Here is a 13,310-nt window from a genome sequence, read left to right on the forward strand (position 1 = left end):
GCTCAGTACGCGAGCTGGGCGATCTCCTCCGCCACCACCGCGCAGGCGTCGGCCGCCGGGTCGATCAGGGGGAAGTGGCCGACGTCCGGGAGGAGCGTCAGGCCGACCGTCTCGCCCGCCTTCGCCGCCGCCTCCACGTAGGCGTCGGCCACGGCCTGCGGGACGACGACGTCGTCGCGGCCCTGGACGACCACGGTCGCGATCCCGGTCGGCAGCAGCAGGGCCGGGTCGGCGTGCCGGGCCCGTACGTCGAACTCGCCCTCGCCGCCCAGGAGTTCGGTCACCGCCCCGCCGCACACGCCGAGCTCCACGGCCCGGTCGAAGTGCGCGATGGGGGCGAGCGCCACCACCCCGCGCAGCGCGGGCGCCGCGGGCAGCCGCCAGGGCGCGTCGGGGGCGAGGACGTGCCGGGCGGCCGCCCAGAGGGCGAGGTGGCCGCCGGCGGAGTGGCCGGTGAGCACGATCCGCCGCGGGTCGGCCTGCGGCAGGTGCTCGGCCGCCAGCTTCGGTACGGCGTCCAGGGCGGCGGCCACGTCGTCGAAGGTGTCCGGCCAGCGCCCTGCGACCGGGCCCGTACCGCCCTGCCGGGGGATGGTGCCGCCGCGCCGGTACTCGACGTTGGCGACGGCGAACCCCCGGCGGGCCAGAAAGTCCACGAACGGGGTGAGGTGCTGCCGGTCGTACGGCGCCCGCCAGGCACCACCGTGCAGCGCGACGACGAGCGGCGCCTGCTGTCGGCCGTCGCGCGGCGCGTAGAAGTCGACGACCTGGTCGGGGTGATCGCCGTACGCTGCGGACGCGTCCGGGGCGACGGCCGGGTGCGAGAACGCCGACGCTTCTTCGGCGGCGTCGCGCGCGGCGGGGTCCGGCATGCTGTTCCAACCTCTCGGGGACGGGGCCGAATTGGCCTGACCTGCGGGGACCGTATCAGCACTGACGCCCCCACAGATCAAGCGATCATCCGACCGTCCGACCTCAGCTGTCGAGGTCTGGAGCGGCTTCCCTCCGTACCTCTGACGCCTGCGGAGCCGGCGCTTCCGCCGGGATCTCGGCCAGGACCTCCGCCAGGATCCGCGCCGCCCGCTCCGCGTCCGCGAAGCCGACGTACAGCGGAGTGAAGCCGAACCGGAGCACGTCCGGGCGGCGCAGGTCGCCCACCACCCCGCGCCGGATCAACTCCGCCATGACGGCGGGGGCCTCGGCGCACCGCAGCGCGACCTGGCTGCCGCGCTCGCTGTGCGCCCGGGGCGTCAGGGACGCGACCCGGCCGGCCGGCACGTACGCCGCCACGCACTCCTCGAAGAAGTCCGTCAGGGCGAGGGACTTGGCCCGGACGTCCTCGACGGCGACGCCGTCCCAGACATCGAGGGCCGACTCCAGGGCCAGCATGGACAGGATGTCGGGCGTACCGACCCGGCCCCGCGCCGCGCCCTCGGCCGCCGCGTAGCCCGGGGTCATCCCGAACGGGTCGGCGTGCGAGTTCCAGCCGGGCAGCGGGGAGTCGAAGGCCGCCTGGTGCCGCTCGGCGACGTACAGATACGCGGGCGAACCGGGGCCGCCGTTGAGGTACTTGTACGTGCAGCCGACCGCCAGGTCGACCCCGTGCTCGTCCAGGCCGACGGGGAGCGCGCCCGCGCTGTGGCACAGGTCCCAGATCGCGAGGGCGCCCGCCGCGTGCAGCGCGGCCGTGGTCCCGGGCAGGTCGTGGAGGCGACCCGTCCGGAAGTCCACGTGGTTGACGAGCGCGGCGGCCGTGCGCGGGCCCGCCGCGTCCGCGAGGTCCGCGGGCGCGACCGGCACGATCCGGCGGCCGGTCATCCGCGCCGCGGACTCCGCGATGTACCCGTCCGTGGGAAACGTCGTCGCGTCGACGAGGATCTCGTCCCGGTCGTCCGTGCTCAGCCGGGTGGCCGCGACGACCGCCTTGAAGACGTTCACGCTGGTCGAGTCGGAGACCACGATCCGGCCCGGGGCGGCGCCGACGAGCGGGGCGATCCGGTCGCCGATCCGCTCGGGCGCGGTCCACCAGCCGCTCTCGTCCCAGGAGCGGATGCGCAGCCGGCCCCACTCGCGGGTGATGACGTCGGCCATCCGGTCGGGCACGTGCGCGGGCAGGGCGCCCAGCGAGTTGCCGTCGAGGTAGACCGTCTCCTCGTCCAGGACGAACTTGCCGCGGAGCTTGGCCAGCGGGTCGTGGGTGTCCCGGAGCAGCGCGTTCTCGCGCAAGGTCTCAGACATGGCTGCGCGCCGTCCACAGCTCGGGGAACACGTTCTTCTGCGCCCGCTTCTCCAGCCACGCCACGCCCGCCGAGCCGCCGGTGCCCGTCTTGGAGCCCATGGCCCGACGGGTGGCGACGAGGTGGTCGTTGCGCCAGCGCCAGACCAGTTCGGCGACGTCGCTGAGGGCCTCGCCCAGGCGGACGAGTTCGGTGTTCTGGTCGGGGTCCGCGTATATGCCGGCCCAGACCTTCTCGATCTCGGGCGACGGCTCGTACTTCTTCGCCAGGTCCCGGTCGAGCACGGCCTGCGGCACGGGCAGCCCGCGCCGGGCGAGGAGCCTGAGGACCTCGTCGTACAGGCTGGGCTCCTGGAGGGCCTTCTCCAGCTCGGCGTGGACCCGGGGCGCCCCGCGGTGCGGCACCAGCATCGACGCGGACTTCTCGCCGAGCAGGAACTCCATCCGGCGGTACATCGCCGACTGGAAGCCGGAGCCCTCGCCGAGGGCGGCGCGGTAGGAGTTGAACTGCCCGGGGGTGAGCTGGGCCAGCGGCCGCCAGGAGTGGTTCAGGGCCTCCAGCTCGCGCACGGAGCGCTTGAGCGCGTCCATCGCGACGGGGATGCGGTCCTCGCGCACGGCGCGGCTCGCGGTCTCCCACTCGTGCACGATGACGGTGAACCACAGCTCCATGACCTGGGTGGTGACCAGGAAGACCATCTCGCCCGGGTCGTCGGAGCGGAGGTGCTGGAGGTGGGTGAGTACGTCCGCCTGTACGTAGTCCTCGTACGGCGTCGTGCCCGCGAAGTCGAGGTTCGGCGCGTCGACCGATCCGGCTCCGGAGGCATCGGGGAAGGTGGACATTTCTGTCTCCTCGATACGCAACTACCGGGTAGCGGTCCGCTCCTTCCGTGAGAGAAGTGGAGCCCCGGTCCCCTCGGGCCGCCCGCTTCGTCGCGCGCGGTCCCATGCGCATCATGGCACGATCGGACCCTCGATGTAGCTCCCGTCTTCGTCATACGGATATGCGTTCGAACGACAGCCCTTGAGCCCCTTGATCTGCTGCATCATCACCGGCGCGAGCTTCCCCGCACCCGAACAGGTCATGTGCGTCCGGATGCCGATCTCGTGCCCGACCTCGTGGTTGATGATCAGATGCCGGTACTCGGCGGGGGTCCCCGTGAAGGTCGGCGAGCCGAGCAGCCAGCGCTTCAGGTTCACCACGACGCCCTGGGTGGTCTCGCAGTTCAGCTCCCCGTGGGTGTTGAGGCCCACGGCGAGACAGAGCCGGTCGGCGGTCTTCGGGGTGGCGATCCGGATGACGAAGTCGGCGTTCTCGGTGACCAGCTGGAACCGGCCCCGGCCGTGCGCGGCCCAGCCGCGCGGGTGGGCCAGGATCCGCTCGATCTCGGCGGCGGCCTCGGCGGCTGAGACGTCGATGCCGTCCTCGACCTGGACGCGGTAGCGGCGCAGGGTGCCGCCGGTGCCGACGGGCGCGCCGGAGGACCCGGCCGCCTCGAACGTGCCGGGGCCGCTCTCGGGCACCTTCGGCTTGGGCTTCGGTTTGGGCGGCGGCTTCGGCTTGGCGGTGGTCGGCGCCGGGGTCGGGGTCGTGGCCTTGGGGGTCGTGGGGGCCGCCGTGGTCGGCTCCGGCGTCCGGCTCCCGGCGGCCTTGGCGTCGGCGTCGGTGGGGCCGGTGTCCCCCGTGCCGTTGTAGTGGGCGAGGGCGGCGCCGCCGCCGAGGGCGAGCGTGACGAGCGCGAGGGCCGGAAGGGCGAGGCGGCCTAGGGGGCTTCGCCGTCGTCGGCGACTCTGACGTCGTCCCCGGCCGGTGGGTGCGGCGGCGCGCTTGCCCAAGACAGACTTCTCCCCTGCGTCGGCCGGTTGGGGGGAAGAGGGTGGGGCCTCTGCGCCGGCTGCTCTCGGTACAACGGTCCGAAGGATCGTACCGGCCTCTTCGAACACCATCGAACGAAACGCGCCGCGCGACAGGGGCCGCGCGGCGCGTCGTACGTGCGTTGTTCGTGCGTTGCACGTGCGTTGGTCTGTCGTACGTCGTGTGTCAGCCGAGGGTCTCGGCGGCCGTCTCCGAGGAGTCCCGCAGGAAGGTCGAGCAGCGCTCGTACTCGTCCTTCTCGCCGATCTCCCCGGCCGCGCGCGCGAGCGCGTGCAGGGCGCGCAGGAAGCCGCGGTTCGGCTCGTGCTCCCACGGCACCGGGCCGTGGCCCTTCCAGCCGCTGCGCCGCAGCGCGTCCAGGCCGCGGTGGTAGCCGGTGCGGGCGTACGCGTACGACTCGACGACGCGGCCGCCCTCGTACGCCTCGTCGGCGAGCTGGGCCCAGGCCAGCGAGGACGTCGGGTACTTCGCGGCGACGTCCGTCGGCGCCGTGCCGGCCGCGAGCAGCTCGCGCGGCTCCGGGTCGTCGGGCAGGTGGGTGGGGGCGGGTCCCCCCAGGAGGTTCTCGTGGATGGCCATGGGCCAAGTCTGCCTCAGCGGCCGGTCATCGCTCTCGCTCGGTCTTCTGTTCCCCCGGGTCCAGCGGGGGCGAGGTGACCCCGCAGTGGACCTTGCACTCGGGGTGGCAGTCCGCCTCGACGGCCGGTTTCCGCACGGTCGCGAAGGCCAGGACCGCGCCCGCCACCATCAGCCCGGCGCACATGGGCATCGCCCGCCGGAACGTCTCCCCGAACTCCTCCGCCGAGCGGTACGCCTCAGGCCCCATGCCCGCGAGCGCGGGCAGGGCCGCGACCGCGAGGAGACCGGCGGCGCGCGCCGCCGCGTTGTTGATCCCGCTCGCCAGGCCCGCCCGCGCCACGTCGACGGAGGAGAGGACGGTCGCGGTCAGCGGGGCCACCAGGGCGGTCAGGCCGAGGCCGAGCACGGCCATGGCCGGCAGCACGTCCCAGACGTACGAGGCGTCCTCGCCGACCCGCAGCATCAGGAGCATCCCGACCGCGCACAGCAGCGGGCCCACGGTCAGCGGGATCCGGGGCCCGATCTTCTCCCCCAGCTCGCCCGACTTCGCGGACAGGAGCAGCATCAGCACGGTCGTGGGCAGCATGGCGGTGCCCGCCGCGAGCGCGGAGTAGCCGGAGACCACCTGGAGCTGGAGGGCGGCCAGGAAGAAGAAGCCGCCGAGCGCCGCGTACACGCACAGGGTCACCAGGTTGACCACCGTGAACTGCCGTGACGCGAAGATCGACGGCGGCACCATCGGCTCCTCGCGGCGCCGCTCCAGGACGACGAACCACGCCCCGACCGCGATCCCGAGCCCGCCGGCCCACCACGCCTCGGCGATCAGCGCGTACGTGACGAGGGCGAGCGCGGCCGCCCCCAGGAAGGCGCCGAGCACGTCGAAGCGGCCGTGGGCGGACTCGTCGCGCGACTCGGGCACGTGGCGCAGCGCGACGGGCACGCAGAGCACGGCCAGCGGCACGTTCAGCAGGAACACCCACCGCCAGCCCGGCCCGTCGACCAGCCAGCCGCCGACGAACGGCCCGATCGCCGCGCCGACCCCGCCGAAACCGGACCAGAGCCCGACGGCCTTGGCCCGGTCGTCCGGGTGGAAGCTCGCCTGGATCAGCGCGAGCGAGCCCGGGGTGAGCAGCGCGCCGCCGACGCCCTGCAGGGCGCGGGCGGCGATCAGGACCCCGGCGTTCGGCGCGAGCCCGCACAGCAGCGAGGCGATGGCGAACCACACGATCCCGATGACGAACACCCGCCGCCGCCCGTACCGGTCTCCCAGCGCCCCGCCGAGCAGGATCAGCCCGGCGAGGGTGAGCATGTAGGCGTTGACGGTCCACTGGAGCACGGCCATGTCGGCGTCGAGGTCCTCGCCGATGTGCGGCAGGGCGACGTTGACGACGGTGGAGTCGAGCAACGCCATCCCCGAACCGAGCACGGTGGTGAACACGATCCACCGCCCGGTTCGGGAGCTCAGCCGGATGTCCATGCCTGCATGGTCCCGCGTACGACGGAGCCCCGCCCGCCGAACGGCGAACGGGGCCCATGTCGGTGCAGCAGCGACTCAGCGGGTGAAGTTGAAGTACTTCCACTGGCCGTAGGCGGTGCTGTTCACGCTGTCTCCGGAGACGCCGTCGATGTACGACGAGCGGACCCGGAAGCGGTAGCCGGCCGCCCCGTCGCCGTTCAGCGGCACGTACGCCATGCCGTTGGAGTTCAGCTTGAACAGGTCCGAGGGGCCCTGGCGCCAGGCGCCGTTGTACCAGACCTGGAGGTCCAGCCGGGTCTTGCGGCCCGGGTAGGAGTTGTGCCAGGCGGAGATCAGCGGATCGGTCGTCTGGTGGTACGTCTGGTACCAGATGCCGCCGATCTTCGTCGACTTGTAGTGACGCGTCAGCTTGATCGCAAGACCCGCCCGCGTGTACGTGGCCGAGGCGGCCTGCGCGGGCGCGGAGCGGGTGTCGCCGGCGAAGACCGCGGACACCCAGGTGTCACGGGTCATCTTCAGCTGCACCGCCAGCTTGCCCTCCGCGTTGACCGTGCCGCGCCGGAGCAGCCGCTTGGGCTCCGAGCCGTACGGGTCGGCCCAGATCTCCACCACACGGTTCTTGTACGTCGGGCCGAGCTTGGCCGTGTACCAGACGTTGGTGTTGAAGTTGGCGGTGTTGGCGTTGACGTCGAGCCCGTGGCGTTCGAGGGTCAGCGCGGTCTTGTTCCGTACGACCTCGACCTTGGCGGTCGACGAGGCGCCGTTGTGCGTGGCGTCTCCGGCGTACGCGACCTGGTAGGTCACGGCGCCGCCCGCGGTCGGGGTGTCCGCGAACGAGAAGGCCCCGTTCGCCCCGAGCGCCTTCGTCCCGAGCGCCTTGCCCTTCGGGGCGTCGGCGTCGTACCGCGTGACGGCGAGCGGCGTACCGGCGGGCAGGGGCAGCGTCGACGCGACCGTACCGCTGACGGTGAGCGGCTTGAGGACGGGCGCGGTGGCGGGGGCCTTGACCGTGACGGTCGGCGCGGACATGGTCGGCGTGTCCAGGACGTGCAGGCGGGCGTTCGCCCCGTAGGCGGTGGTGACCGCGAAGAGGCGGCTGCCGCCCGGCTCCCAGGCCAGACTGCTGTGCGCGAGCGAGTCCCCGCCGCTGCTGGTCCCGGTGCCGGGGAAGTCGTACGTCCGCACGGCCGTCGTGTCTCCCGGCCGGTACACGAAGACGTCCTCGTCGTACGACGCGTCGGAGCCCGCCGCGACGGTGCCGTCGGGGGCGACGGCCACGGCCCTGCCGTGGTACTCGCTGGCGTAGGCCCCCACCTCGGTGAGGTCGGAGGTCTGCCAGATCCGGTGGCGGTTGCCGGCGGTGGCCGAGATGAGGCGGCTGCCGTCCGGGGTGAAGGCGAGGTCGTTGGCCATGCCCACGGAGCCCACGGAGTCGGAGGTGCGCGCGGTACGGACCGCGGCGCCCGTCGTCACGTCGTACGCGCCGATCACGAACCGGTGGTAGTACGACGACATGGCGGCGATGGCGTTCGGGTTCGTCGGCGAGGAGACGAGCCTCGGGGCACCCGAGTAGCGCGCCTCGCCGTCCTGGGCCAGAGCCACCACGGGCTCGGCACCGGACGCGTCGATCGAGCCGATGTCGCCGTGGTCGCCGTTGCCGTAGCCGAACCAGATCTTGCCGCCCGCGAGAGCGAGGTGCTGCGGGTCGGTGCCCTCACCCGTCGCGTACCGGGCGGTCTCGGTGACCGCCTGCGTCTCCAGGGAGACGACGGCGTCCGCACCCGGCACCGCGGCGAACAGGCTTCCGGCGTCCCCGGAGAGCGCCAGACCGGTGACGCCCGGCAGGCCCGTGGCCGTGGCCAGGACCGTGCCGGCGTAGTCGGTCGCGACGACCGTCCCGAGGTACGGGTCACTGATGAAGATCTTCTGGTGGACGCCGTCCACCACCATGTCGCCCACGGACGACACGGGCAGCACCTTGCTGCTGTCGGCGGCCGCCTGGCCTGCCGTTCCCGCGACCAGGGCCGCGGAGCTGAAGAGGACCGCGAGCGACGTCGCGGCCGAGAGAGTGCGCTGACGCACGATGAGAGAGACCCCCCAAAGAACATGGTCTCCGGCCCACGTTCGGGGCACGGTGAGCGAAGACTAGATCACGCCACCTACACCCCACCTCCCGGTATCCCCCACAACCGACAGGTACCGCCGTCAGGCCGTTCGCAGCCGCGTCGCCGCCCGTACCAGGGCGTCCACCCCGCGCTCCGCCTTCTTCCGGGGGCAGCCGACGTTCAGGCGGACGAAGCCGGGCTTGCCGTAGACGGTGCCCGGCATGATCGCGACCTTCTCGGTCTCCACCAGGTCGCTCTGGAGCACGGTGTCGTCGATGCCGAGCGGGCGCAGGTCGATCCAGGCCAGGTAGCCGGCCTCCGGGGGCGTCCAGGTGACGCCCGGCAGGCCGTCCCGGAGCCGCTCCTCGACCATCCGCATCGTGCCCGCCACGTACGCCCGCAGCTCGTCCAGCCATGGACCGCCCTGCCGGTACGCGGCGATGTGGGCGGTCAGCGAGAGCACCGCCGGGGAGGCCAGGCCCTCGCCCGTCTGCATCCGGCGGATGAACTCCTCCCGCTCGTCCGGGTCGCCGATGACCCCGTACGAGCCGCTCAGCGCCGGGAAGTTGAAGGCCTTGGTGCCCGAGGTGATCAGCGCCCACCGGCGGCCCCGGCCCGGCTCCGCGAAGCGGAGCCACGGGAGGTGGCGGTGGCCTTCGGTCACCAGGTCCGCGTGGATCTCGTCGCTGACGACCGCGACCCCGTGGCGCTCGGCGAGCCGCGCGAACTCCGCGAGCTCCTCCTCCCGCCAGACCCGGCCCGTCGGGTTGTGCGGCGAGCAGAGCAGCAGCATCCGGCTGTCCGGCCGCGCCAGCTCCGCGTCCAGCGCCCCGAGGTCGCCGACCGGTACGCCCCGCAGCTCGCGCCCCAGACCCGTGATCGCCTTGCGGAAGCCGTCGTACGTCGGGGTGTGCACGACCACCCCGTCGCCGGGCTCGGTCCACATCTGGAGGAGCTGCGAGAGCTGGCTGAGGACGGACGGCGCGTAGACCAGCGTCTCGATGTCGAGCGCGGTGTCGTGCCGGGTCGCGTACCAGTCCCGTATCGCCGCCCGGAACTCGCCGAGCCGCCAGTCGGTGTAGCCGAACACCCCGTGCTCGACCCGTTCCTTCAGCGCGCTCAGGACCTCCGGCGGGGAGGCGAAGTCCATGTCGGAGATGGTGAACGGGAGCAGGTCGGGCACCCCGAAGCGGTCCGCGATGCCGTCCCACTGGACCGACCAGGTGCCCTGCCGGGCTATCTCACGGTCGAAGTCGTACCTCGTCGTCGTCACTCGGACCTCCCTGTCCTCACTCGGACTCTCTCAAGACACGGAAGGCCCGGCACCACCTGGTGCCGGGCCCTGCGTCAACTGACTGACCGTGCTTACTTCAGCTTCGTGCCGGTCGAGCGCAGCGCCGCGCACGCCTCGGTCACGCGGGCGGCCATGCCGGCCTCGGCGAGCTTGCCCCAGGTGCGCGGGTCGTAGGTGGACTTCTTGCCGACCTCGCCGTCGACCTTCAGGACGCCGTCGTAGTTGCGGAACATGTGGTCCACGACCGGGCGGGTGAAGGCGTACTGGGTGTCGGTGTCGAGGTTCATCTTCACGACGCCGTTCTCCAGCGCGGTGGCGATCTCCTCGGCGGTGGAGCCGGAGCCGCCGTGGAAGACGAAGTCGAACGGGTTGGCCTTGCCGTAGCGCTCGGCGACGCCCGCCTGGAGGTCCTTGAGCAGCTCGGGGCGGAGGACGACGTTGCCCGGCTTGTAGACGCCGTGCACGTTGCCGAAGGAGGCGGCCAGCAGGTAGCGGCCCTTCTCGCCCAGGCCCAGGGCCTCGGCGGTGCGGAACGCGTCGTCGACGGTCGTGTACAGCTCGTCGTTGATCTCGTGGCTGACGCCGTCCTCCTCGCCACCGGTCGGGGTGATCTCGACCTCGAGGATGATCTTGGCGGCGGCGGCCTTGGCGAGCAGCTCCTGGCCGATGGCCAGGTTGTCGGCGAGGGTCTCGGCGGAGCCGTCCCACATGTGCGACTGGAAGAGCGGGTTGCGACCGGCCTTGACGCGCTCGGCGGAGATGTCGAGCAGCGGGCGGACGTAGCCGTCCAGCTTGTCCTTCGGGCAGTGGTCGGTGTGCAGCGCGACCGTGATGTCGTACTTGGCGGCGACGATGTGCGCGAACTCGGCCAGGGCGACGGCGCCCGTGACCATGTCCTTGCTGTGCTGGCCGCCCAGGAACTCGGCGCCACCGGTCGAGATCTGGATGATGCCGTCGCTCTCGGCCTCCGCGAAGCCGCGCAGCGCGGCATGCAGGGTCTGGGAGGAGGTCACGTTGATGGCCGGGTAGGCGAACTTGCCTGCCTTCGCCCGGTCGAGCATCTCGTTGTAGACCTCGGGGGTTGCGATGGGCATTCGTCCGCTCCTTGTGATGTGCGGGTGGGTGCGTTACTGGACCCTGACCTGGGGCGACGTCATCGTCGGGGCCCATCCTTCCAGACTCTCCCGCAGACACCAGGACGAAGGGGCGGAGCGTTTCACGTGAAACATTCCGCCCCTGGTCAAATCCCCAGGTCAGAACCGCTTCCGGGTGGTCCCGGGACCTAAGTCACGACTTCGCCTCGGTCACTCTGCGTCGATCGCTCGCGGCGACGACGGCGACGACGGCGTCGTTTCAGGCGAGACCCAGCTCGTCCAGCGCGAAGGCGTAGAGGTACGGCACGCCCGCCGTGGTGCTGATCTTCTCGCCCGCGCCCGTCGCCCGGTCCACGATCGTGGCGACCGCGACGACCTCTGCGCCGGCCGCGCGCGCTGCCTCGACGGCGGTCAGCGGGGAGCCGCCGGTGGTGGAGGTGTCCTCGACGATCAGGACCCGACGGCCCTTGATGTCCGGGCCCTCGACCTGGCGCTGCATGCCGTGGGCCTTGGCGGCCTTACGGACGACGAAGGCGTCCAGGCGCTTCCCCTTGCCGGCGGAGGCGTGCAGCATCGCGGTCGCGACCGGGTCGGCGCCGAGCGTCAGGCCGCCCACGGCGTCGAACTCCAGGTCGGCGGTCAGGTCGAGCATGACCTGACCGACGAGCGGGGAGGCGGCACCGTCCAGCGTGATCCGGCGCAGGTCGACGTAGTAGTCGGCCTCCAGACCCGAAGAGAGGGTCACCTTGCCGTGCACCACGGCCTTGTCCTTGATCTGCTGGAGCAGGTCAGCGCGTACGTCAGTCATGCTCATGAGCTTAAAGCCGCCGCAGTCATGCTCATGGGTCAGAGCCGCCGCCAGGCCCACGTGGCCGCGATCTCCAGTGGCTCGATCGGGGTCACGTAGCGCGGGAGCGTGTTCAGGCCGTTCGGGGGGCCCGACTGGGGCTCCACGCAGACCGCCGCCTCCTGCTCGTCGTAGATCACGACCCACTCGGCGCGGCTGGTCACCTTCAGCTCCAGTTGCTCCGGCCAGGTGAGCGTGGCGTCGACGCCGTCCGGCATCCCGAAGCAGTCGTCCCAGGGGCCGGGGGTGGGGCCGATCCGCCGCCCGGTGGGGAGGTGGTCCTCGCCCCGCTCCTCCTGCCACCCGGGCGTGAAGTCGAGCCGTACGGGCGCACCGCCGTCGAGGGTCCGGTTGAACCAGGGGTGCCAGCCGACCTGGGCCGGGAAGGAGTCGTCGTACGTCTCCACGCCGAGCTGGAGCGTGAGCGAGTCCTCGGTGAGCGCGAAGGTCTGGGTGACCCGGCCGGAGTACGGCCACGGGTCCCCGAGCTCATAGGTGAACGCCGCCGTGCGCGCCCCGTCCGCGTCCGCCGTCCTGGCGGCCTTCCAGACGGTGTCGCGGCCGGTGCCGTGGATGGCGTGCGGCGGGGAGTTGAGGGGCATCTGGTGCTTCTCGCCGCCGTTGCGGAACTGGCCCAGCTCGATCCGACCGCACCAGGGCACCATCGGGAAGCAGCCGTACCGCTCGCCCTGGCGCAGCAGCTCCCTGCCGCCGATGCGCAGGCTCTCGATCCGGCAGCCGTTGTCGGGGTTGATGGTCAACTCGGCGTCGCCCGCCGTCAGTCGCGTCTGCTTGCTCACGCCCCGACAGTAGACGGGGTTCAGCGTCGGCGGCGCAGCGCCCGGCCGACGACCACCGCCGAGGCGATCGCGAGGGCGGCGGCGGGGGCGATCCAGCGCAGGGTGGCGCCCGCCGTGCTGGTCTCCGGGGCCGGGACGGGGGCGTAACGGCCGCGCGGCGGCGCATGGTCGACCTCCTCGGCACTCCGCCCGATCATCGTCCGCCGCGCGTGCGCGGCCTCGGCGGCGGGGGGTTCGCCGGGGTACTCGACGGGCTTCTCACCCTCGAAGTCGCCGCCCTGGAAGGGGTCGAGGGAGGGCGGGGGGACGGGCGTCTCGAAGACGGACGGGGAGGAGGGTTCCGGCTGGTGGGGCTCGGGCTCCTCGACCCCGTCGTCGACGCCGTCGCTGTCGCTGTCGGCCTCGTCGTCGAGGTCGGAGTCGGCGTCGGTGTCGAGGTCGGAGTCGGCGTCGGTGTCGGCCTTGGTCTCGGCCTCGATGGAGGAGGCGGGAGAGGGAACCGCGTCCGTGCCGGAGGCCGCCTCCGCGTCCCCGGAACCTTTCTCCGCTGCCGCGGCCAACGACGTCGTGAACCTCTCGATCAGCCGCTGGGCCGCCGACTCCCGCGCCTCCTCAGGAAGGTCGGCGAGCCGGCCCACCGGCTTCACCGTGCCGGTGAAGGTGAGCGTCGTCCCGTCGGCCACCGGGGTGAGCGCGATCGTCAGGGAGAGCCGCACCGAGCCCTTGCCGCGGACCTCGGTGCCCTTGCCCTCGACCGCGACGACCCCGCTCTTCTCCTCCAGCCGCAACACGCCCTGGTAGGTGATCGTGTGCCCGCCGGCCCGGATCCTCAGCCGGCCCGCGAGCGGACCCGCCGCCGCGTCGGCGTCCTGCTGGAGGCCGGGGACGCAGCGCGCGACCCGTGCGGGGTCCGTCAGGGTCTTGCGGAGAACCTCGGCCGGTACCGGAACGAACACCTCATGCTCCATGGAAGCCGAGCCTACTCAGCCCGGGCGCCGCCGT

12 protein-coding genes are annotated in these 13,310 nt (G+C 72.3%); all 12 read right to left on the minus strand.

What is annotated here, in order from left to right; genetic code table 11:
- Window positions 1-2: 2 nt before the first annotated feature.
- Window positions 3-872 (minus strand): alpha/beta hydrolase, encoded by an 870-nt coding sequence (locus tag ACFWRO_RS00885; protein ID WP_384503052.1) that lies wholly within the window; start codon window positions 870-872, stop codon window positions 3-5.
- A 103-nt stretch (window positions 873-975) separates the two neighbouring features.
- The gene (gene kynU, locus ACFWRO_RS00890) at window positions 976-2,238 is read right to left on the minus strand and encodes a kynureninase (protein ID WP_384503054.1); all 1,263 of its coding nucleotides are present in this window, start codon (window positions 2,236-2,238) and stop codon (window positions 976-978) included.
- Window positions 2,231-3,079, minus strand: a complete 849-nt coding sequence (locus ACFWRO_RS00895; protein WP_384503055.1) for a tryptophan 2,3-dioxygenase family protein — start codon at window positions 3,077-3,079, stop codon at window positions 2,231-2,233. Before ACFWRO_RS00895 ends, kynU begins: the two co-directional genes overlap by 8 nt.
- 111 nt (window positions 3,080-3,190) lie before the next feature.
- On the minus strand, window positions 3,191-4,072 hold the full coding sequence (locus ACFWRO_RS00900) for a DUF3152 domain-containing protein (RefSeq protein WP_384503057.1): 882 nt from the start codon (window positions 4,070-4,072) through the stop codon (window positions 3,191-3,193).
- 205 nt (window positions 4,073-4,277) lie between these two features.
- On the minus strand, window positions 4,278-4,691 hold the full coding sequence (locus ACFWRO_RS00905) for a DUF3151 domain-containing protein (protein WP_384503059.1): 414 nt from the start codon (window positions 4,689-4,691) through the stop codon (window positions 4,278-4,280).
- Window positions 4,692-4,716: 25 nt separating this feature from the next.
- Complete coding sequence (locus tag ACFWRO_RS00910; RefSeq protein ID WP_384503060.1) at window positions 4,717-6,168, minus strand: MFS transporter; 1,452 nt, start codon at window positions 6,166-6,168, stop codon at window positions 4,717-4,719.
- Between the two features lie 75 nt (window positions 6,169-6,243).
- Window positions 6,244-8,250 (minus strand): Ig-like domain repeat protein, encoded by a 2,007-nt coding sequence (locus ACFWRO_RS00915; RefSeq protein WP_384503062.1) that lies wholly within the window; start codon window positions 8,248-8,250, stop codon window positions 6,244-6,246.
- Between the two features lie 123 nt (window positions 8,251-8,373).
- Window positions 8,374-9,546 (minus strand): MalY/PatB family protein, encoded by a 1,173-nt coding sequence (locus tag ACFWRO_RS00920; protein WP_384503064.1) that lies wholly within the window; start codon window positions 9,544-9,546, stop codon window positions 8,374-8,376.
- Between the two features lie 92 nt (window positions 9,547-9,638).
- Window positions 9,639-10,661, minus strand: coding sequence for a class II fructose-bisphosphate aldolase (gene fbaA / locus ACFWRO_RS00925; protein ID WP_384503066.1), 1,023 nt, complete (start codon window positions 10,659-10,661; stop codon window positions 9,639-9,641).
- A 259-nt stretch (window positions 10,662-10,920) separates the two neighbouring features.
- Window positions 10,921-11,469 carry an orotate phosphoribosyltransferase gene (gene pyrE, locus ACFWRO_RS00930; RefSeq protein ID WP_384503068.1) on the minus strand — a complete coding sequence of 183 codons (549 nt, stop codon included), beginning with the start codon at window positions 11,467-11,469 and terminating at the stop codon, window positions 10,921-10,923.
- Window positions 11,470-11,507: 38 nt separating this feature from the next.
- On the minus strand, window positions 11,508-12,308 hold the full coding sequence (locus tag ACFWRO_RS00935; RefSeq protein WP_384503070.1) for an aldose 1-epimerase: 801 nt from the start codon (window positions 12,306-12,308) through the stop codon (window positions 11,508-11,510).
- Window positions 12,309-12,328: 20 nt separating this feature from the next.
- Window positions 12,329-13,276 carry an SRPBCC family protein gene (locus tag ACFWRO_RS00940; RefSeq protein ID WP_384503072.1) on the minus strand — a complete coding sequence of 316 codons (948 nt, stop codon included), beginning with the start codon at window positions 13,274-13,276 and terminating at the stop codon, window positions 12,329-12,331.
- Window positions 13,277-13,310: the final 34 nt, after the last annotated feature.

This window comes from Streptomyces sp. NPDC058579, assembly GCF_042718575.1.
In the GTDB taxonomy this organism is placed as follows: Bacteria; Actinomycetota; Actinomycetes; order Streptomycetales; family Streptomycetaceae; genus Streptomyces.

Bases quoted from the DNA above. Each gene is read 5' to 3' on its own strand.
- ACFWRO_RS00885 (WP_384503052.1), bottom strand. From the start codon at position 872: ATGCCGGACCCCGCCGCGCGCGACGCCGCCGAAGAAGCGTCGGCGTTC.
- kynU (WP_384503054.1), bottom strand. From the start codon at position 2,238: ATGTCTGAGACCTTGCGCGAGAACGCGCTGCTCCGGGACACCCACGAC.
- ACFWRO_RS00895 (WP_384503055.1), bottom strand. From the start codon at position 3,079: ATGTCCACCTTCCCCGATGCCTCCGGAGCCGGATCGGTCGACGCGCCG.
- ACFWRO_RS00905 (WP_384503059.1), bottom strand. From the start codon at position 4,691: ATGGCCATCCACGAGAACCTCCTGGGGGGACCCGCCCCCACCCACCTG.
- ACFWRO_RS00910 (WP_384503060.1), bottom strand. From the start codon at position 6,168: ATGGACATCCGGCTGAGCTCCCGAACCGGGCGGTGGATCGTGTTCACC.
- fbaA (WP_384503066.1), bottom strand. From the start codon at position 10,661: ATGCCCATCGCAACCCCCGAGGTCTACAACGAGATGCTCGACCGGGCG.
- pyrE (WP_384503068.1), bottom strand. From the start codon at position 11,469: ATGACTGACGTACGCGCTGACCTGCTCCAGCAGATCAAGGACAAGGCC.
- ACFWRO_RS00940 (WP_384503072.1), bottom strand. From the start codon at position 13,276: ATGGAGCATGAGGTGTTCGTTCCGGTACCGGCCGAGGTTCTCCGCAAG.